Source organism: uncultured Marinobacter sp. (genome assembly GCF_947259545.1).
Classification (GTDB): domain Bacteria; phylum Pseudomonadota; class Gammaproteobacteria; order Pseudomonadales; family Oleiphilaceae; genus Marinobacter.
This window is the reverse complement of record NZ_CAMYMK010000007.1, coordinates 1-20,109: the sequence shown is the minus strand read 5'-3', so window position 1 is coordinate 20,109 and position 20,109 is coordinate 1. Positions and strand designations below refer to the sequence as shown.

The 20,109-nt window shown below is 57.4% G+C and carries 22 protein-coding genes; 7 read left to right on the top strand and 15 right to left on the bottom strand.

What is annotated here, in order from left to right:
• Window positions 1-128 precede the first annotated feature (128 nt).
• Entirely contained in the window at window positions 129-863 is a 735-nt protein-coding gene (locus tag Q0Y21_RS07880; RefSeq protein ID WP_297793465.1) for a nitroreductase family protein, read from the top strand.
• A 36-nt stretch (window positions 864-899) separates the two neighbouring features.
• Here Q0Y21_RS07880 and Q0Y21_RS07875 read toward each other — a convergent pair whose 3' ends face one another.
• Together Q0Y21_RS07875 and edd are read right to left on the bottom strand one after the other, a co-directional pair.
• Window positions 900-1,865, bottom strand: coding sequence for a glucokinase (locus tag Q0Y21_RS07875; RefSeq protein WP_297793464.1), 966 nt, complete (start codon window positions 1,863-1,865; stop codon window positions 900-902).
• Window positions 1,862-3,682, bottom strand: a complete 1,821-nt coding sequence (edd, locus tag Q0Y21_RS07870; RefSeq protein WP_297793463.1) for a phosphogluconate dehydratase — start codon at window positions 3,680-3,682, stop codon at window positions 1,862-1,864. Before edd ends, Q0Y21_RS07875 begins: the two co-directional genes overlap by 4 nt.
• 168 nt (window positions 3,683-3,850) lie before the next feature.
• Here edd and gap point away from each other — a divergent pair, with 168 nt between their 5' ends.
• Both gap and pyk read left to right on the top strand, forming a co-directional pair.
• Window positions 3,851-4,855 (top strand): type I glyceraldehyde-3-phosphate dehydrogenase, encoded by a 1,005-nt coding sequence (gene gap / locus Q0Y21_RS07865; RefSeq protein WP_297793461.1) that lies wholly within the window; start codon window positions 3,851-3,853, stop codon window positions 4,853-4,855.
• A gap of 25 nt (window positions 4,856-4,880) precedes the next feature.
• Window positions 4,881-6,329, top strand: coding sequence for a pyruvate kinase (pyk, locus tag Q0Y21_RS07860; protein WP_297793459.1), 1,449 nt, complete (start codon window positions 4,881-4,883; stop codon window positions 6,327-6,329).
• Between the two features lie 25 nt (window positions 6,330-6,354).
• Here pyk and Q0Y21_RS07855 read toward each other — a convergent pair whose 3' ends face one another.
• From Q0Y21_RS07855 to Q0Y21_RS07840, 4 genes are all read right to left on the bottom strand, one after another.
• On the bottom strand, window positions 6,355-7,302 hold the full coding sequence (locus Q0Y21_RS07855; protein ID WP_297793457.1) for a sodium-dependent bicarbonate transport family permease: 948 nt from the start codon (window positions 7,300-7,302) through the stop codon (window positions 6,355-6,357).
• A gap of 62 nt (window positions 7,303-7,364) precedes the next feature.
• Window positions 7,365-7,727, bottom strand: coding sequence for a hypothetical protein (locus Q0Y21_RS07850; RefSeq protein WP_297793455.1), 363 nt, complete (start codon window positions 7,725-7,727; stop codon window positions 7,365-7,367).
• Window positions 7,728-7,803: 76 nt separating this feature from the next.
• A complete protein-coding gene (locus Q0Y21_RS07845; protein ID WP_297793453.1) occupies window positions 7,804-8,721 on the bottom strand; it encodes a LysR substrate-binding domain-containing protein in 918 nt (305 codons plus the stop codon).
• A gap of 133 nt (window positions 8,722-8,854) precedes the next feature.
• Complete coding sequence (locus tag Q0Y21_RS07840; protein WP_297793451.1) at window positions 8,855-9,361, bottom strand: hypothetical protein; 507 nt, start codon at window positions 9,359-9,361, stop codon at window positions 8,855-8,857.
• Between the two features lie 214 nt (window positions 9,362-9,575).
• On the opposite strand from Q0Y21_RS07840, the gene Q0Y21_RS07835 reads away from it, so the two are divergent.
• From Q0Y21_RS07835 to Q0Y21_RS07825, 3 genes are all read left to right on the top strand, one after another.
• Window positions 9,576-10,157, top strand: a complete 582-nt coding sequence (locus Q0Y21_RS07835; protein ID WP_297793449.1) for a TetR/AcrR family transcriptional regulator — start codon at window positions 9,576-9,578, stop codon at window positions 10,155-10,157.
• 140 nt (window positions 10,158-10,297) lie between these two features.
• Window positions 10,298-12,568 carry a molybdopterin-dependent oxidoreductase gene (locus Q0Y21_RS07830; protein WP_297793448.1) on the top strand — a complete coding sequence of 757 codons (2,271 nt, stop codon included), beginning with the start codon at window positions 10,298-10,300 and terminating at the stop codon, window positions 12,566-12,568.
• Window positions 12,565-13,347 carry an SDR family NAD(P)-dependent oxidoreductase gene (locus Q0Y21_RS07825; protein WP_297793446.1) on the top strand — a complete coding sequence of 261 codons (783 nt, stop codon included), beginning with the start codon at window positions 12,565-12,567 and terminating at the stop codon, window positions 13,345-13,347. The genes Q0Y21_RS07830 and Q0Y21_RS07825 overlap by 4 nt, the downstream gene beginning before the upstream one ends.
• 51 nt (window positions 13,348-13,398) lie before the next feature.
• Here the strand turns inward: Q0Y21_RS07825 and Q0Y21_RS07820 are convergent, their stop codons facing one another.
• Both Q0Y21_RS07820 and Q0Y21_RS07815 read right to left on the bottom strand, forming a co-directional pair.
• A complete protein-coding gene (locus tag Q0Y21_RS07820) occupies window positions 13,399-14,124 on the bottom strand; it encodes a hypothetical protein (protein WP_297793444.1) in 726 nt (241 codons plus the stop codon).
• Entirely contained in the window at window positions 14,121-14,627 is a 507-nt protein-coding gene (locus tag Q0Y21_RS07815) for an RNA polymerase sigma factor (RefSeq protein WP_297793442.1), read from the bottom strand. The genes Q0Y21_RS07820 and Q0Y21_RS07815 overlap by 4 nt, the downstream gene beginning before the upstream one ends.
• Window positions 14,628-14,739: 112 nt before the next feature.
• On the opposite strand from Q0Y21_RS07815, the gene Q0Y21_RS07810 reads away from it, so the two are divergent.
• Window positions 14,740-16,074, top strand: coding sequence for a S8 family serine peptidase (locus tag Q0Y21_RS07810; RefSeq protein WP_297793439.1), 1,335 nt, complete (start codon window positions 14,740-14,742; stop codon window positions 16,072-16,074).
• A gap of 10 nt (window positions 16,075-16,084) precedes the next feature.
• Here Q0Y21_RS07810 and Q0Y21_RS07805 read toward each other — a convergent pair whose 3' ends face one another.
• From Q0Y21_RS07805 to Q0Y21_RS07775, 7 genes are all read right to left on the bottom strand, one after another.
• Complete coding sequence (locus tag Q0Y21_RS07805; RefSeq protein ID WP_297793436.1) at window positions 16,085-17,053, bottom strand: surface lipoprotein assembly modifier; 969 nt, start codon at window positions 17,051-17,053, stop codon at window positions 16,085-16,087.
• Window positions 17,054-17,121: 68 nt separating this feature from the next.
• On the bottom strand, window positions 17,122-17,634 hold the full coding sequence (locus Q0Y21_RS07800; protein WP_297793433.1) for a hypothetical protein: 513 nt from the start codon (window positions 17,632-17,634) through the stop codon (window positions 17,122-17,124).
• A 158-nt stretch (window positions 17,635-17,792) separates the two neighbouring features.
• Window positions 17,793-18,170, bottom strand: coding sequence for a cupin domain-containing protein (locus Q0Y21_RS07795; protein ID WP_297793430.1), 378 nt, complete (start codon window positions 18,168-18,170; stop codon window positions 17,793-17,795).
• Between the two features lie 156 nt (window positions 18,171-18,326).
• Window positions 18,327-18,866 (bottom strand): hypothetical protein, encoded by a 540-nt coding sequence (locus Q0Y21_RS07790; RefSeq protein ID WP_297793428.1) that lies wholly within the window; start codon window positions 18,864-18,866, stop codon window positions 18,327-18,329.
• A 46-nt stretch (window positions 18,867-18,912) separates the two neighbouring features.
• Complete coding sequence (locus Q0Y21_RS07785) at window positions 18,913-19,458, bottom strand: GNAT family N-acetyltransferase (RefSeq protein WP_297793425.1); 546 nt, start codon at window positions 19,456-19,458, stop codon at window positions 18,913-18,915.
• Between the two features lie 96 nt (window positions 19,459-19,554).
• Window positions 19,555-19,965, bottom strand: a complete 411-nt coding sequence (locus Q0Y21_RS07780) for a GFA family protein (protein WP_366517662.1) — start codon at window positions 19,963-19,965, stop codon at window positions 19,555-19,557.
• A 46-nt stretch (window positions 19,966-20,011) separates the two neighbouring features.
• On the bottom strand, window positions 20,012-20,109 hold a 98-nt coding region (locus Q0Y21_RS07775; protein ID WP_297795338.1), incomplete at its 5' end, for an IS3 family transposase.

Sequence of the window (20,109 nt, the reverse complement as noted above, 5' to 3'; positions counted from 1 at the left end):
TTTTGACTGGTTCACCGCGGCAGGACTAACAGACTCTTGCATAACCATCCGGTTACCGTCACCTTAAAGCCTGCTCTCGCATATCCAACAAAACCGCCATTTCCACCCTGACTAAAAGGACGGCCGCTATGAATGCCAAGTCTGACATTGGACCGAATCCAACTCTGGACGAGTTCCGCAAAGTGGTCCGCAGCCGGCGCTCGGTTCGTCGTTTTACCGATGAGCCGGTGCCGCAGCATGTGCTGGACGATTGCCTGGACCTGGCCATGCTGGCGCCCAACTCCAGCAACCTGCAGCCCTGGGAATTCTTCGTTGTCAGAACCCCCGAACTCAAGGACCGTCTCGCCGAGGCCTGTCTTGGTCAGAATGCCGCGAAAACCGCCCCGGTGCTGATTGTGGTGGTTGCCCGCACCGACACCTGGCGCCAGCATTCGCGTATGGCATTGGAGCAATGGCCTGAAGAAAAACTGCCGGGGATTGTGGAAAAGTATTATTCGAAAATCGCCCCTATTCATTACAACCAGGGCCCATTTGGACTCCTGGGGATTGCCAAGAAGACGGCAGGGCTGTTCGTTGGGCTCTCGCGGCCGGTTCCAAGGGGGCCCTACTCTATCAACGAAATGAAGGTCTGGGCGACCAAGTCAACCGCCCTTGCTGCCGAGAACCTGATGCTGGCGCTCAGAGCCCACGGTTACGATTCCTGCCCCATGGAAGGGTTCGATGAATGCCGGGTGCGGCGACTGCTCAAGCTGCCGGAAAAGGGGCTGGTAACCATGGTACTGGCGGCGGGGAAGCGTTCTGACAAAGGGGTTTACAACCGCCAGTACCGATTCAGCAAGGATGAGCTGGTACATTACCTCTGAGTAGCGCCGTCGCAGCGTTGCGACGGCGTTTACACCCTACACTTCCGGATTTGTCAGGGCTTCCGCGGCGCCCAGCAGACCGGTATAGCCTTCAGTGACCACGTATACCGGTGTTGCCTCCAACAGAGGCCGCATACGACCCTTGTCCTCGAAGCCTTTCTGGAATGGACTTTCCAGGAAAAAATCGATGAAACGCGGAAGAATGCCGCCACACAGGTAGACACCACCAGTACTGCCCAGAGTCAGCACGCCGTTGCCAGCAACACGGCCCAGAATTTCACAGAAATGACGGAGGGTCTGTCGCGCAAGCGAGTCCGTCTGTTCCAGCGCTGCTGCCGTTATTTTCTCCGGCGCATCCAGTGGCGCTGCCAAGCCCTGTATCTCGGCGTGGGCCTGGTAAAGATTCAGCAGCCCCTGGCCGCACAGAATCCGTTCAACAGATACACGACCAAACCTGGCTTTGAGTATCCGCAGTATCGCCATCTCGGCATCGTCCGTCGGGGCAAAATCCACGTGACCGCCTTCGGTCATCAGCGGAACCCAGCCGTGCTGCAGCGGCACCAGGCCGGAGACCCCCAGTCCCGTTCCAGGACCGATCACCAGGCGCGGTCGGCGGGCATCCCCCGGACCACCACAGACATGGATCAACTTATCACCAGGTACATGGGGAACCCCCAGAGCCATGGCAGTGAAATCATTGATAACCTTGAACGCACGCCAGCCAAACTGGCGCCGAACGTCCTCACTGTCAAAACGCCAGTGGTTATTGGTCATCCTTATCTGGGTGCCTGAAACCGGAGAAGCCACTGCCAGGCAAACATCCTGCACTTTCTCCACTCCGGACCGCTGAAGATAGTCGGTCACGGCAGAGTCAAGGTTGTCGTAGTCGGAGCAGGCAAGAACCTCTACGGCTTCCGGCTGGACCTCGCCGGAACGCACAAGAGCAAACCTGGCATTGGTGCCACCAATGTCCCCTACCAGTGAATAATCTGTTGCTGTCATGCCTCATGATTCCAGAAAAAGCTGGCTCCTTCCTCGGGATTGCCGGCTGCGCGACGCATCCAGCCAAACAACTCCCGACCGTACCCATGATGATACCCGGTCAGATCCGCTTTTACAGACTCACGGGCGGCAAATTCCTGTTGATCCACTTCGATGGACAGCCTGCCTCTTTCGGCGTCCAGGCAGACCAGGTCACCATCCCTGACCCGGGCCAGTGGACCACCATCCAGTGCTTCGGGGTAAACGTGAATGGCCGCAGGCACTTTACCGGAGGCTCCAGACATGCGGCCATCGGTCACCAGGCCGACCTTGAATCCCCGATCCTGCAGGACCCCGAGGTACGGCGTCAGCTTGTGGAGCTCAGGCATGCCGTTGGATTTTGGCCCCTGGAAGCGGACAATCACCACGCAATCCTTGTCCAGATCACCCGCCTCAAACGCTGCTTTCAGCTCGTTCTGGTCATTGAACACAACGGCCGGTGCCTCCACCGTCCGATGTTCCCGGGCGACGGCGGACACTTTGATGACGCCCCGACCGAGGTTGCCATCCAATACCCTCAGGCCGCCATCCGGCGCAAACGGTTCCGCTGCGGAACTGAGTACCTCAGGCAGCAGGCTTTTTTCCGGAGCTGGGCGCCAGACCAGTTTATCGTCTTCAAGTTCCGGCATCTGGGTATAACGCTCAAGACCATGCCCTACGACCGTTTCCACATCGTTGTGAAGGTAACCGGCGTCGAGCAGCTCACGAATCAGGAACGGCGTGCCACCCGCCTCATGGAACGCGTTTACATCTTCCTGACCGTTGGGATAAATGCGGGTCATCGATGGAACAACGGAGGACAGCTCTGCGTAATCGTTCCAGTCGATAATAATGCCCGCCGCCCGGGCAATGGCGATCCAGTGAATGGTGTGGTTGGTGGAGCCACCGGTCACCAGCAACGCCACGAGGGCATTCACAATGCTCTTCTCGTCAACCATGTCCCCCAGACCAAGTTCACCGCCGTGGGGTTTGGACAGTTTGATGACCTGCTCCGTGGCGGCACGGGTGAGCTGGTCACGCAGCGGCGTATTCGGATTAACAAAAGCCGATCCCGGCAGATGCAGCCCCATCACTTCCACCAGTAACTGATTACTGTTGGCGGTACCATAGAAAGTACAGGTTCCCGGGCTGTGATAGGACTTGCTCTCGGCCTCAAGCAGTTCGTCCTTACCCACCTTGCCTTCTGCATACAACTGGCGAATCCGCTGCTTCTCTTTGTTGGGAAGCCCCGACGGCATCGGGCCAGCAGGCACCAGGATGGTCGGCAGGTAGCCAAAGCTCAGGGAGCCAATCAGCAGGCCCGGCACGATCTTGTCACAAATACCCAACAGCACCGTGGCATCAAACATGTTGTGGCTCAGGGCCACCGCTGTACTCATGGCGATGGTATCCCGGGAAAACAGACTCAGCTCCATACCGGGCTGCCCCTGGGTCACCCCATCACACATGGCCGGGGTGCCTCCGGCAACCTGAGCAACTGATCCCATACCACGGGCCGCTTCACGAATCACATCCGGGAACTTTTCATAAGGCTGATGGGCCGAAAGCATATCGTTGTAGGCGGTAACCATGGCCACGTTCGCTTTGTTCATGAACTTCAGGGTGTCCTTGTCCCCCTGATTACAGGCGGCGAAGCCATGGGCCAGGTTGCCGCAGGAGAGCGAACTCCGGTGCGGCGACTGGGCCTTGAGTTCATTCATGCGGTTGAGGTAGTCCTGCCGGCTGGCACGACTGCGCTCAATAATTCTCTGTGTCACCTTCTCAACGGTCGGATGCATGGCGGGCTCCATAGCAAAAATTATTAATATCGTCATTTTTAGACGTAATTTTACTTTCTTTATCGGATGATTTCACCCATTAATCGTTCATTTCTTCTCTTTTTGTTGTTATATTTACTACATCACTATCATGAATTGAACAAAAAACAACCACAAGAGGAGTCAGAAATGGCTATTCGCATCGCAATCAACGGTTTTGGCCGCATAGGCCGCAACGTCCTTCGCGCCCTTTATGAAAATAACTACCGGAGTCAGATTCAGGTTGTTGCCATTAACGACCTGGGGGACGCTGAAACCAATGCGCACCTGCTCAAATATGACAGCGTTCACGGCCGTTTTGATGGTGTGGTCAACCATGATGCAGAGTCGCTCAACGTTAACGGAGACCGCATCGCTATTTCCGCCATCCGAAACCCCGAAGAACTGCCCTGGAAAGACTTTCATATCGACGTGGTCTTCGAGTGCACAGGGCTGTTCACCAAACGAGCCCAGGCTCAGGCACATCTGACCGCCGGCGCTCGCAAGGTGATCATTTCAGCGCCCTCGCCCGACGCCGATGCCACCGTCGTTTACGGAGTTAACCACGATAGCCTGACTGCAAGCCACGACATCATTTCCAACGCCTCCTGCACCACAAACTGCCTGGCTCCGGTGGCAGAGGCGCTGCATAAGGCCGTCGGCATCGAAAGTGGCCTGATGACCACCATTCACTCCTACACCAATGATCAGAAACTGAGTGACGTATACCACTCGGATCTGTACCGGGCCCGTTCAGCAACCCAGTCAATGATCCCCACCAAAACAGGTGCGGCCGCCGCAATCGGTAAGGTCATTCCCGAGCTTAACGGAAAACTGGACGGACTGGCCGTCAGGGTACCGACCATCAACGTCTCTCTGGTCGACTTCGGCTTTATTGCCGAGCGGGAAACCTCCGTTGAAGAAATTAACGAGGCGGTCAAGGCCGCTGCTCAGGACAGCCCGATTCTGGGTTACAACACCGAAAAACTGGTCAGTGTGGACTTCAACCATAGCGCGCTTTCCAGCGTATTTGACGCCAACCACACACGGGTGCTGGGCCGTCATGTAAAAGTCATGGCCTGGTACGACAATGAGTGGGGTTTTTCGAACAGAATGTTGGATAATGCCATCGCCCTGATCAAAGCCGGCCAGTAAACCCATAAACCAAAGGACACCACACATGCTCAGGCGTACCAAAATTGTCGCCACTCTCGGACCCGCTACCGATTCCCCCGAATCCCTCGCAGCTATTATAGAGGCGGGCGTTGACGTAACCCGGCTCAATTTTTCCCATGGCAGTGCCGAAGAGCACATCGACCGTGCTCGCCGCGTCCGCGAAACAGCGGCCAGTCAGAACCGTTTTGTGGCACTCCTGGCGGATCTTCAGGGCCCCAAGCTCCGCATTGCCCGCTTTACGGATAATAAGGTCACCCTGAAGGCAGGCCAGACGTTTGTTCTGGATGCGGGAATGGATAAAGAAGCCGGCACTGAAGAGCGGGTGGGAATCGATTACGAGCAACTCATTCAGGACGTTGAGCCCGGCGATATCCTGGTTCTGGATGACGGCCGCATTGAGATGGAAGTGACTTCCGTAGATGCCAGCAGCATTACCTCGACGGTTCTTATCGGCGGCCCCCTGTCCAACAACAAGGGCCTGAACAAGCGCGGTGGCGGCCTGTCCGCCGATGCCCTGACCGAGAAGGACAAGCAGGACATCGTGACAGCCGCTCGCCTCGGTGCGGATTACGTAGCGGTGTCATTTGTTCGAACCGCAGAAGACATGCATACCGCCCGCCGGCTTCTGAAGGAAGCAGGCTCCGATGCGGGACTGGTCGCCAAGATCGAGCGTGCGGAACTCGCCCATGATGTGGACGCTCTGGACGCTGTGATTGAAGCCTCCGATGCGGTCATGGTCGCCCGTGGCGATCTGGCAGTGGAGATCGGCGATGCCGAACTGGTCGGCGTACAAAAGCACATTATCTCCCGCGCCAGGGTACTGAATCGCGCGGTCATCACCGCCACCCAGATGATGGAATCGATGATTACCAGCCCGATGCCCACACGGGCCGAGGTTTCAGACGTGGCAAACGCGGTCATGGATTACACTGATGCGGTGATGCTGTCCGCGGAAACCGCCGTTGGCGACTACCCGAAAGAAGCAGTGGAAGCCATGGTGCGCATCTGTCTCGGTGCGGAAAAGCAGCCCTCCATGCACCAGTCGAAGCACCGGATTCACGAGAGCATGGAGAAGGTGGACGAAGCGATTGCGTTGTCAGCCATGTATGCCGCCAACCACCTGGAAGGTGTATCCGCGATTATCTGCATGACCGAAACCGGCGCCACGCCACGGCTGATGTCCCGCATCAAGTCGAGCCTGCCGATCTTTGCCTTTTCCCGCCACCACTCCACCCAGCACCGGGTTGCGCTGTTCCGCGGCGTTCAGACCGTTCCGTTTGATTCAGCGAAGATTCCCAACGAGCGAACCAATGCGCTGGCCGTCTCCGAACTGATCAGCCGACAGGTGGTCCAGGAAGGTGACCTGGTTGTGATGACCAAGGGCGATTACGTGAATGCCCAGGGCGGAACCAACACCATGAAGATTGTTCGGGTCGGGCAGGAAATTCGCTGAACCTGCTTCCGGAGGCCGGGGGCTTTCACCCTGCCAGAACCTCCAGGAAGTAGCTGTACAACCCGATACCAATCAACACGTTGAACGGAAAGGTAACACCGAGAGAGGCCAACATCGCCAGTCCGATATCGGCATCGGGAATGGCATGCCTTACCGCTACGGGCGCCGCAATATAAGAGGCACTGGCGGTAAGGGTGCCCAGCACCACAACAGTTCCGGGCTCCAACCCCAGCCAGTAACCGGTTATCAACCCGGGCAGGGAGAGAAGCGGCGGCATACACAGCGCAAATGCGATCAACCGCCAGTGCCGGAGTTGCACTTTGCGCAGGGTTTCTGCCGCTACAAGGCCCATCTCAAGAAGGAACAGGGACAGTACCAGAGAGAAAGCGCCCGTCAGTGGCGCTGTAACACCGTCTCCCTTATCCGGTCCGTAAAGTATTCCGATAACCACACCGCCGACCAACAAAACCACACTTCGATTGGTCAGTGTCTCCTGCCAAAGTGGTGTTCCCGCATTGCTGGACTGGGCAGCCTTCTGAGTAAAACGACGGTACAACCAAAGGCCAGTCAGGATCGCAGGCAGTTCGAGCAACACCAGGTAAAGGGTAACCTGCCCTCCGGTCGCTAACCCCCGGGCCTCAACCCAGGCTAATGCAACCGCAAAGGTACCTGCACTGACCGAGCCGTAGTGGGCACAGAAGCTGGCAGCATCCGCCACATTCAAACGCACCAGATGCCGCAGCATCGGAAACAGCACAAGGGGAATAGCAAAGCCCAGCGCCATGATCGCCAACACTTCAGTCACCAGCCCCCAGTGCAGGTTGCCGTGCAGGGCCATGCCACCTTTGAGACCGATGGTCAGCATCAGCAGCAGACTGAGAACATCGTAGGCTGCCTTGGGAATCGTCAGGTCCGAGCGCAGGGTTCCGGCAATCACGCCGAGCAGGAAGAACATCACGATGATGTCAGGCATTTCTATCGAACTCCGCTAAAACAAAGGGCCCCGCAGGGCCCTCATTAAGATCATAAAAAAATCTACGCAGACCCCGCCTGCTGATAGGTTGGCCGGAACAGCACAGGACTTACCTGCTGGTTCGTTGCATGGGCTGAATCAGTTGTGGCCTCGGCCACCTCAAAAACATGGTAGGCCTCAGGACCGAACGGGTCGAGTGCGGTATCCAGGTACTGGTAGCTGGCCGGTACCGGATCACCCGAATACACCACCAGGAATTGCCGCTCTACCACCGGGATCTCGACATTCAGCGGCTGTTCCACCCAGAGGTAAACACCCTTCTGAGGCACTACGTACTCGCAGCGAACCACGCGATACCCCTTTCGGAGCTTCAGAGTATTGGATTCTTTGCCGCACTCAAGACGAAACTTGTGAATCGTTTTCATGGCCGTTTCTCCTTCTGTGGAACACAATGCCATCATCCACAATCAATCAATCGAAAGGAACATAGTTTTTTCTGGTTTATTGCTCGGTTTTTTCGATCTTATCGTCCAGCTCCGGTCGTTCTCTCAGCAGTTCCGCCACAGCCGCGTTGTGACTACCCCGGGCACGTGTGACTGCATACAGGGTATCCCTCACCTCCTGGATACTGGCGACGTGAACCACCCGGTACTGCCGACATACTTCTTCACTGATGGCGGTGGGTGCCGCGAAATACCCCAGCCCCTCCCGGCCGAAGACCTTGATCAGCGCACTGTCATCCACCTCGGCCACCACTTTCACCCGAATGTTCTGGCTGGAGAACCAGTTCATCAGAGCACTGATATAGGGGGCATCGAGGGATGTCGCCAGAAACGGCTGCCGGTCAAGGCTTACGGGGAAGTCCGCCATCAAACTGGCGGCCAGATCCGGGGCAGCAAACAGTGACATGGAAGAACTCGCCAAACGATGGCTGCGAAACTGGCCTGCCTCCGCAGACGCCAGCTCTCGGTCAGTCAGTACGATGTCCAGCTCCCGCTGACCAAGACGCTTCAACAGTTCCGTGGTATCTCCGGTACGGCAACTCAACCGCACCTCTCGGGAAAGAGACAGGGCGGGTTCAGTCAAATGATAGGCAATCAACTTGTGAATAGACGCGGCAATGCCGACGGACAGGCTCAAGGGCCTGTTCTCCGGCGGCTGCCGGAGTACATCCGTCAGCGCCTGGGCAGTCTGGAACATCTCGTCAGCGTAACTGAATACGGTTTGCCCGAATTCTGTCAGCTGCAACGATCGATTGGCACGACGAAACAGTGCATTGCCCAAAGCAGACTCGAATGTAGCCAACTGACCGCTAAGGGTCTGGGGGGTCAGTCCGAGGTTCTCCGCCGCACGAGCAATGGACCCATCGCGCGCAATCACCCAGAAATAATAGAGGTGGCGAAAGTTCAGGTTATCCATCTCCAACATCACTCACATTATGAGAAGCAATGCCTATCCTGCCTGAAAAACCTGAACTTACGCTACTGACCGTACCGAATTACCGTTCGGAAACCACATCATTTATGGCAAACGGTACAGTCGAAAGCGACCGTTAGAGCATGCCGCCGCTGGCGGAACCTTTCACTGATCCCTCGACGCTGTTCTGCATTTCACCCTTGACGCCTTCGGAAACAGAGGTCCCTATTTGCTGATTGGATTCAGCCCGGATCTCGGCATTCCCGGATCCTTTCATGCGTTCCTTTGCCTGCTGGCGCTTTTCGGCCGCCTTCTCGGCACCTGCCTTCGCAGAACCAGTGGCAGTACTGCGGACCTTCTGGCCAGTTTCAACACCCGCACTTACGGCCTGGTCGGCGCTCTGGCGAGCCTGGCCACTAACCGCCTTTCCCTTCTTACTGGCTTCATCTCGCATCGCTTTTCCGTCAGCACCACCTTCCGCCTTGACCGATGCGCCACCCTTGGCGGAAACGCCGTTCTGCGCGCTGGCCTCAGCACTCATGTTGGTCTTGGCCTCCGCACTGGCATTGGCTGAACCTTCTTGAGCCAAAGCCCCGGTGGACAGGATGGAACAGATTGCGATGGTCAGTACATGCTTTTTCATTGGTACGTTCTCCTTTTTACCTTTCCTGGTTGGTATGCATTAAGGAGAACGGCCGGCGAAAGGTTTTTGTTCCAAAAAAAAGCAAATCGGTGAAAATGAGCGGTATGACTCCAACTTGTGCATCAGACTCTTAGTGGTGACCCCAATTGGGCTCATCGTGCCGGGTCTGCTTTCCTGCTAGACTAAACGATCACTCAGTCATCAAGCTGTAACCATGCGCTACTCAGTCAGCCACAAAGCCGAAATACGCGAAAAACTGATTGCCGCCGCCGGCGCCCTCAGCAAGAAGGAGGGTTTCGGCACCACTGGCGTCGACGCCCTGATGGCCACTGTCGGCCTCACTGGCGGTGCCTTCTATGGCCACTTCAAGAACAAGGGGGAGTTGCTGGAGGCCATAGTCGACAATGAGATGCGCTTGACCCGTGCTCAGTTTCTCAACGACGGGTCAAGCCCGACCCCACTACGGAACAGGCTGCAACGCTACCTGAGCCGCAGCCACGTGACCCACCCCGAGCAGGGCTGTCCGTTGCCCTCGCTAAGCAACGAAGTCGCCCGCGCGAACGCCTGCGTAAAGGCAACCTATGAACGCCACCTTGAAGAGCTGGTAGCCAACCTCAGCGACGCTATGCCAACCCCCGATCCGGACCGAGCCTGGGCGATACTGGCCATGGCGGTAGGCGGTATCACCCTGGCAAGAGCGCAGAACAACCCGGCACTGCAGGAACAGGTATTAAATGCCTGTGTAGAGCAGGCCATGGTCATTGCCGACAAAAATGGCCCGAATTACACTGATTAGCACGCCCTAACCATCGCACTGTTACAGGACAGGACTTGCCTTTAGCCGTTAAATAAACGATCGTTTATTTAACGGCCATTGAGTTACCCAGGCAACCAAATCCCCACGCTCTGGCACCAGGGAATTATAACGAGGTCATCATGACGACTACCGACACCACCGCCTGTATCCTCTGCTCCCGCAATTGTGGTCTGAGCGTGGAGATCGACGATAACCGCTTCAAGAAGATCAAAGGCGATAAGGCACACCCCTTCAGCCAGGGCTATATCTGCCAGAAGGCGGCGCGGCTGGAGCATTACCAGAACCACGATGACCGCCTGACCACACCACTACAGCGCCAGAGTGATGGCTCCTTCAAGCCGGTAAGCTGGGACGAAGCGCTGGACGATATCGCCCAACGACTGGTGGCGATCCGCGATCAGCACGGCGGTAACGCCTTCGCCTTTCTCGGCGGTGGCGGCCAGGGCAACCACCTCGGCGGCGCCTACAGCCGGCAACTGCTGGCAGCGATGAAGAGCTACTTCAGTTACAACTCCCTTGGCCAGGAAAAAACCGGTGATTTCTGGGTCAACGGCCGCCTGTTCGGTGAGCAGACCTGCCACACCACTGAAGATGTGGAACACGCGGACTACGTGCTTTTCATCGGCACCAACCCCTTCCAGGCCCACGGCATTCCCAATGCCCGCGACACCCTGAAGCACATCAAGAAGGACCCCGGGCGCACCATGGTGGTGGTGGATCCGCGCCGCACCGAAACCGCCAAAATGGCGGATATTCACCTGCAACTGCGCCCCGGCACCGACGCTTACCTGATGAGCGCCATGCTGGCGATCATCGTCACCGAGGGCCTGCACGACCGGGACTTTCTGGCCAAACACTGCCGGGGCTTCGATCAGGTGGAAAAGGCCCTGCGCGCCATCCCCATTGCCGACTACGCCGCCCGCGCCGATGTGCCACTGGCCACCCTGGAGGAGGTTGCTCGGGGTTTTGCCAACGCAGACAGCGCCTGCGTGCGCATCGACCTCGGCATCCAGCAGACCCTCAATACGACCCTGAACGGCTACCTCGAAAAGCTGCTCTATCTGGTCACCGGCAACTTCGGCAAACCTGGTGGTAACAACCTGCACACGATGCTGCTGCCGATTCTTGGCGACACCGACGAGCGCAACCCCAAGTACAGGCGCACCGCCCACCACCGGATGTTCCCCATTGCGGGCATTTACCCACCCAATATCCTGCCGGACGAAATTCTTCATCAAGGCGAGGACCGGATTCGAGCAGTATTCGTGGACAGTGCCAACCCGTTAGTGACCTGGGCGGACACCCGGGCCTATGAGAAGGCATTTGCGTCCCTGGAGCTGTCAGTGGTGATCGACGTGACCATGACCGAAACGGCGCGCGCCGCCCATTATGTGCTACCCGCTTCCTCCCAGTTCGAGAAGTGGGAAGCCACCGGCTTCAACCTAGAATTCCCGGTGAACGGCTTCCACCTGCGCCATCCCCTGTTTCTGCCGAAAGAAGGCACTTTGCCGGAGCCAGAAATCTACACCCGGTTGCTGGAAAAAATGGGCGTGCTACCGGAGCGATTTCCGAAACTGGAACGACTGGCTCGACTGGAAGCCAAGCGCGGTCAGTACCTGGCGACCCTGGCCGCCCTCGGTACCCTGCTGGCCAGAAACCGTCAATGGATTCCCCACGCCGCATCGATTGTCTACCGCACCATCGGCAAAACCCTGCCGGACAACGCCGCCGCCAGCGCACCGCTTTTGGCCCTCACCCACGTCTATGCCCAATTGCACTACAAGGCAGTAAAACGTGCCGGGCACCAGGGCAACCGCCTGACGCTGGGCTCCAACCTGTTCCAGGCGATTCTCAAAGGTCGCTCCGGGATCACCCTCAGCGAACATCGCTTCACGGATATCTGGTCGCTGATCGCCCACAACGATCGCCGAGTTCATCTGGCCATACCGGAAATGCTTGACGAGCTCGCAGGCCTGACAGCCAGTATCACCGATCAGGCTTACCCCTTTGTGCTGATGGCCGGCGAGCGGCGCAGCTACAACGCTAACCAGATCTACCGCGATCCGGCCTGGCGTAAAGTAGATCCCCATGGCGCCATGCGCATGCACCCGGAGGATGCCGAGCGGCTGGGTATCGAAAATGGTGACAAGGCGCTGTGCCGTTCCGCCCGGGACAGCATCGAGGTAGTGGTGGAAGTGGATGACAGCGTGCGCACCGGCATGGTCACCCTGCCCCACGGCTTTGGCATGCGTTACAAGGACAGTGCGCCGATCGGCCCTGAACTAAACCGGCTCACCGATAGCCAGCACTGCGATCCTCTGTCGCGCACCCCGTTCCACAAACATGTGCCAGTGCAGATCGAGAAGAGCTCAACCGCAGGAGCAGTATGACCTTGGAACCCCGTCGCACAAAAACCGTGTCAGGTCTTCGACCCTGCGCCGTAGTGGTCGGCAGCGGCCACCGTGACGGCCTGGGCGGCGCCCTCTGCGCCAGAATCGCCCGCGAAGGCCTGCCGGTCTACGCTGTAGGACGCAACACCGAGAAGCTGGCCAGCCTGGTGGCCAGCATTCCAGGGGAAGAGGGAGAGATCACTCCTGTGGTGGCCGATATCAGCGCCCCGGAAGCCATTACCGAGCTGTTTGCCAAGGTAGAAGAAGCGGGCCACCGGCCGGAGCTGGTGATCTTCAATGCCGCCGAGCGTAACTTACCCAAGGGGTTGCTGGAGATGACCCCGGCTTATCTGGAGCAATTGTGGCGGGTCTGCTATCTGGGCGGGGTCTATGTCGGCCAGCAGGCCATTCAGCAGATGTTGCCCCAAGGTCATGGAACCCTGATCTTCACGGGAGCCAGCGCCTCCCTGCGCGGCAAGGCCCGTTTCGGAGCCTTCGCTGCCGTCAAGGCCGCTCTGCGCAATCATGCCCAGGCCATGGCCAGGGAATTCGGCCCCAAGGGCATTCATGTGGCCCACGTGGTAGTGGATGGCATCGTCAACGGCGATCGCGCCGCCCGATTTGGCTTTGGCCTGGGCAAGGCCTATCTTATGGCCAAAGGCGATGATGGCAGCCTGTTACCCGACGCGGTGGCCGAAGCCTACTGGCAGCTGCACCGCCAGCACCGCTCCGCCTGGACCCAGGAACTGGACCTGCGCCCTTTCAAGGAAACCTTCTAGCTCTGTGACTTCGCAATGGCCGCTCAGGGTCTATGGCGTCAGCTCAAGCTGTTAGCGGTCACCCCACTCATGTTGGATCAAAGCACGCTCGGCAGCGGGCCCGATTGGAACGTCTGCCATCATCTGATCCAACGTCTGGTCAAGTACGCTTCCGCCACTGGCCGTCTGATAGGTACCGGGCGCGGCGGCAGGTTCTGCTTCCACCTGTGCCACACGTTCCCAGGAGCCACCATCCCTGCGACAGGCAATCTGCTCGGACGCAGAAGCCTCCATGTCCAGACGGAACTGGCGGCACCATTCCCCGGCCAGGCTCCGGAACGTCAGCCTCGGTGTCAGTGTTGTCTCACTATCAAGCTGATAGACCTCACCGCTGGGTTGATGATTCAGAATGTCCACGACCGCGGGCCACGCCGGACCTCTGTCCGATGGCAGGGTCAGCCATTGTGTCAGCGCCACTCCCGCAATCACCGCAGCAGCGATCGCTTTACCGGTGTGTCCCCTGACCCTGCGCCACCACGGAAACATGACAACATTATCCTCTGCGGGCGCGGCACTTTCAGGCGACTCCACCTCGAGCATTCGGATCACCGAAGCCGGCACAGGATGGTCGTCGATCGAACCATAATGCGCCTGCAGCTCGGCATCCACCGATGCCAGTTCCGCCAGACGGTCTGCCAGTGCCGGATCCTCCGCCAGCTGGTCCCGGACCGCCTCCATCTCTGCGCCGTTCAGCTCGTTGTCGAGGAAAGCCGACAGGGTTTCATCAGTTATGTTCATGCATCGGTCCTCATGGTTGCAGGCGACAACGTCTCACTCAGTGCCGCCCTGGCACGGGCCAGCCGACTCATCACCGTGCCCCTGGGCACCCCCAGGATTTCAGCCACAATCTTGTAGGGCATCCCCTGGATCGCCACCAGGGAAATGATCTGACGCTGGTCCTCCGGCAGCCGGGACATGGCCGCATCCACCCGGTTCCACTCAATCGATTTGGTGGTCTGATGCTCGCCATTCACTACCTGACCCTCACTCAGCTCCGGCCGCTCTGATGCTTCCCGCCGAACCTTTCTGGCCCTGCATTCGTCTATCCAGACATTACGGCAAACCCGGAATGCCCACTTGGTGAGGTCGGCGTCGTCCGGGGTACCTCGGGTCAGCAAACGCTCAACAGTATTCTGCAGAAGGTCATCGGCATCGGCCATGGAGCCTGTCAGCGAATAGGCAAATCGTCGGAGCCTGGGTAGCAGTTCAGTGATTTCCTGTTGCATAGCCTTCTTTTTCAATCGGTGTTACCTGTAAAACGGATCGGCAACCGGTTTATTCCATCAACAAAGGAATTTTTTCCGCACCGGGCCGTTGTAACCTGTGAAACACACTCAAATCCGGACTGGCACGATGAAAGCTCACGTCATGACACACTTGCTCCCCGTTATTGCTCTCTATTCGCTTGCCACCCCAGCTCTGGCATTGGGTGGAGGCGGTCTTCCGGATACCCAGGCAACCCAGATCACCCGGCAGGTGGAACAGAAAGCGGGACGGGTGGTAGAGCGGGCCATGGACAGACGCCTTGAGAAACGCGCTGAGGCAAAGGCCAACAGCGTCAGGGAGCGGCTTGCCGAACTGCCCCGGGCACTTTCAATAAACACGACCACAGGACAGAAAGCGTTCAATGAGGTAGCGCTGGACGATGGCTTCCGGGCCGTTGAACGTCAGTGGCTGGTCACAGGCACAGCCTCGGACATGGACAGCCTCAGCCACCCGGGAATCACTCTTCTGGAACGCCGCGAGCTGTCCGGGCTGGGAATGACCGTCGCCCGGTTCCGGGTAAGACCTGAGCTGGATTCCCGTGACGCCCTGGAAGAAGCATTACCGGAACTGGCCGACCGGCTCGACCGAAACCATATTTTTGCCCCTCAGGCCGGGCCCGAAACGGCCAGCCCGGAGGCGGACAGTCCGCAGTGGAAAAGCCTCTGTGATAAGCCCGCTCGCGTTGGAATGGTGGATACCGCCATTGCCACCGATCATCCGGTGTTCGGAAATGCACAGATCGTGCAGCAACGCTTTCTGGCTTTGGCCGATGTGGAAGGCGAGCTTCGGGAGCCCAGGGACCATGGCACCGCCGTCGCCAGCCTGATGGTGGGTAGCCTCGAGGATCAATGGCCAGCCCGGCTGCCGGACGCCACAGTGTTCAACGCCTCGGTATTCTATGACCGGGAACGCAGCCTCTCTGGGGCAACCCTTGGGCATCTGCTGGAAGGGCTGAACTGGCTGGCCAATCAGGATCTGTCCGTCGTCAACATCAGCCTGACAGGCCCGGATAACCGACTGCTCGCCGCAGCCGTCGAGGCCCTCCGGAAACAGGGCATCCTGCTGGTGGCGGCCGTCGGCAATCAGGGGCCCGCCGCTCCGCCATTGTATCCGGCGGCCTATCCGGAGGTAGTGGGTGTTACGGCAGTGGATACCTCAGGCGAGCTCTACCGATGGGCAAACCGGGGGGAGCAGGTGCTGTTTGCCGGCCCCGGGGTGTCTGTTGCGGTGGCGCATCCCGATGGGGGCATGGTCGCCGACAGCGGCACCTCGCTGGCAGCACCGGTGGTTGCCGCCGCCCTCGCCTGCCGCCGCGGCGATCAGTCGGCAGACCAGGCTATGAAAGCGCTGACTGAAGAAGCCTTGGATCTGGGCAAGCAAGGCCGTGACACCAGTTTCGGTCACGGCTTCCTCGACCTGTGACCAGGGATGGTCAGAAAGCTGCCCGCAGCGAAACGCCCGCCACAGTCTTGTCGTAATCAGCGGAGTCCACATTGGAGGTGTAATTGCCCCATGAAATGCTGGGCTCCAGGCTGAATACCTCATTAAGACCAATCCGCCAGCTCGCCTCCAGAATACGCGCCCTGTCCGCCCGTTTGCTTGTCGAACGCTCCGTCAAGTCACCGGTCAGAGGGTCGTTCAGCAAGGGATCCGAGCTGGTTACCGTGACCTCGTCGTACTCGCGGTCCTCGTAGCGCCAGCCAAGGCGTAGCCTGTTATCCTCACCACCCAGGGTGAATTTGTGTACCAGTGCCAGCCGAACCCGCAGCAGGTCATTGTCATAGGCGTCCGCCTCGGCATCCTCGCGGTCACCATCAAGACCAACCAACAGGTGGCTTCTGGCCTGATTGAAGAAGAAAAATGAGTCCAGGCTGACACCGCGAATGTCCGCATCCCGGGCCTCGCTGTCGTCAAAGTCTTTACTCTTGTCCTGCAGGCTGGCCAGCAGGTATACGTCTTCCCCGATGAGGCGTCCCAGGTAGACGCTGGCCCGCCGGAAATCCAGAAACGGGTCCGAGCCCAGGGTCGCATGGGAATAGTGATAGCTGGTGCCCACGGTTACCGGATCAAAGTCGTAACTGATATCAGCCGACACCAGGTGAATATCCTGATCAAACTGATCCAGGTTCTGGTATCGCCTGCCTGACAATGAATAACCGAGGGTCACGTTCAGCGCCCTGGTGGGTTTCAGCACTCCCTCAAGGCCGGCATCAAACACCCAGGCCTCATCGCTTTGATCAGAGGAAGTATTCAGTTCGTCCACGGTCACGTTGCTGTCATATTGATAACCGCCCTCAAGGTGCCCGTTCATCCGGACTTTATCCTCGGCGTGGACAACCAACGATGGTGCGAAAAGTCCCAGTGCCAGAGGCACGGCCAAAGTACGTGGAATCAGCTGCATGTCTGCTCCTCATTTGTAGTGCCAGAAGAGGGCCGGGCCTTGTGGCCCGGCCGGTCTGGAGTGAAACGTTACAGCAAGCCGCCACTACCGGAACCTTTCACAGTTCCCTTGACGGTGTTCTGTACTTCACTCCTGACGCTTTCAGACACAGACGTGCCGATTTGCTGATGGGTTTCAGCCCGAATCTCGGCATTTCGCGCCTCGTTCATGCGCTCCTGCGCTTGCTGGCGCATTTCCCCGGCCTTATCAGCAGCTGCATCCGCAGAGGCAGTGGCAGTGCTGCGAACCTTCTGACCGGTTTCCACGCCGGCGCTTACTGCCTGATTGGCGCTCTGACGGGCCTGGTTACTGACTGCCTCTCCCTGCTCGGAGGCTTCATCACGAGCCACTTCACCGTCAGCATTGCTTTCGGACTCGGCCGCCGCATCTCCGTTGGCGGAAACGCCATTGCGGGTGCTGGCTTCAGCGCTCATGTTGGCCTCGGCCTCGGCGCTGGCATTGGCAGCGCCAGAGCCTTCGTCAGCGAGAGCGCCAGCGGAGAGAATGGAACAGATTGCGATGGTCAGTAGATGTTTTTTCATGGTTACTTCCTCCTGATTTACCCTTATCGGGTGGCTTTCATCAGGAGGACGGTTGGCGAGAGGGTTTATTCCATTAAAAAGCCGTTAGGTGACATACGGGTACGGAAATGAAGATGCTTCGATCTCACCTCGGCTCATTGTTCAGGTCAGGCAAACGTTCAAGAGTCTTTATCCCATTCGATGTTGTTTTTCGTCCGGTCAAAGTGAGGGGCAAAAACTGACAGCGCCGCAAAACTTTGCCCTTCCTTTAAAATCGGGCCGTGAAGCGTCGACTTGGGAATGAACACGAGATCACCCTTTGTCACCTTCTTTGTTTCTTCACCGACTTTAAAGTCCACATTACCTTCGATAATGACGAGCAGTTCATCATGGTAATTCTGGGTGTGCAGTGCATTGCCGCTATCACTGACTACGCCAACATTTGCTGTCACATGCTCTCCGTCGAAAACAAACGTCCGCTTGATGGGGTCGCCCTTCGTAGATTCATCAGCTTCGAGGGATGCGACGATCTGATCCAGGTTCTGAAAGTACGTCATCGTTAGCTACCTCACTGCTGGGAGTGTTGACTCAACAACCAGGCCCGCCTGCGTCAGGGTCTCTGTAGTCTGACCGGTGATACCGGGATTAGTTTTGGGAGTCCCTTCGCCCAGCAACGGACAATTTGAAAAGCAGCAGAGAATTACTCGGAGGGCTCACTCTTGTGATGCGGCATTGCGTGATCGCAACGCCAGGATGCCAGCTATGACCATGACCACAGCACTTGGTCCGAAAAAGGTACCGTAACCAGACATACCTATCGCGGCTTGCCCGCCAAGCAGTAATGCGCAGAAACCTTCAACGAACGGGCGGATTCCAAGGCTAAAGAACAGCAAGGGTAACAGCGCGATCAAGACCGGAGCGATAAAAAGCGGTAAGACTTCAATGCCATTAACTTCTACAAAGGATTTGCTGGTTTCTTTCGTTGTTGACTGGCTGACCGTGATTCCCGTGCCAGCATCAATTGATATTTCGCCCCGTGTCTCCGTGCCCTGGTACACAGGCGCAACCAACAGCGCCGTGAAGCCGGCTACAGCCAGAAAAATTGAGGTAAACAGAGCGATATATTCGGGGCGATTGGCAAATAGTTTTGTTAATCGAGTGCGACGGAACAAGGAAAAGGCAAAACCGATAACCATTAGAAGAGCGCCGCCGATAACAGCAATGCCGGAGGTCAGAAACAATACCTCAAACATGGTTCATCCCCTGTGATGCATGTATCTGTCGCCGTGACTGGCCTGGTTATAAGGCATGTAGCTCCCAGTGATCTCTGCCTATCTTGTACAAAACATGCTCACAAAGCGGGTCAGAAGGTTCCAGGTCCGGATGCTCAAACTTGCTGGCATAGGACATCCCGATTTTTTCCATGACGGCTTGCGAACGGATGTTGCGTACTGTCGTAAAAGAAACCACCTCTTCTAAACCCAAGTGAGTAAAAGCATACCGCAACGACTCATTGGCGGCCTCTGTCGCGTAACCCATGCCCCAATATCGTTTAGCGAGACGCCAGCCAATCTCAACACATGGTGAGAACGGCATGCTTTCTTTGGGAACGTGCAGCCCGACAAATCCAGCAAACTTACTTTGACCAGGGATCTCTACAGCCCAGAACCCCCACCCACGTTCAGCAATGAGAGACTTGATTTTTCTTCCCATACTGTAGCTTTCTTCCTCCGTCAGAAGCTTCGGGAAGAACTCCATCACGTCCTTATCCCGACACATCTGCGAAAAGGGATAGAAATCTTCGTCATCCCACTGCCGAAGTATTAATCTTTGCGTTCTAAGCATGAGTCAGGTGATGCCTTATAACGCTAAGGTGACCGGCGCCGAAAAGCCAGCGGAGGGAACCAGAAGCGCCACGCTTTTGGCGTCCGACCGCCGGGTTTATACCAGCGGGCCATCTTCCAGCTCTGCATAACGTGGCAAATTATCCGTGAACTCGTACCACTCCGCTGCAGAACTAGCGAAAATATGGTACTCGGGCTTAGCCTCTATCGGTGTTTTCAGTGTACCGATTCTCAAGCGCAAACGATCGGGCTTTGAATCCAGCCGGCTGTATAACGGGCTGCCACATTCACTACAAAATGCTCGCTTTTTACCCGCCTTAGACTCGAACTCCTTTACTAGATCACGCCCCTCAACAAATTGAAATTGAGATGCCTGAATAGGGCTATTGGTCGCATACGCAGAACCCTGGGCTCGACGACACTGCGAGCAATGGCACATCGCGATAGGGCCAAGCTCGCCACTGTATTCATATTGGACTAGGCCACAAAGGCAACTTCCATGAAGCATCGGTACTCCCTTTCGGTTGGTCCTACCCACGAAAAATAGACACTCGTTATGCGCATCTGCGCTCGTATTCCACCGGGCTGAGATAGCCCAAAGCGGAGTGTCTTCTCTTCCGGTTATAAAACACTTCGATGTACTCGAAGATAG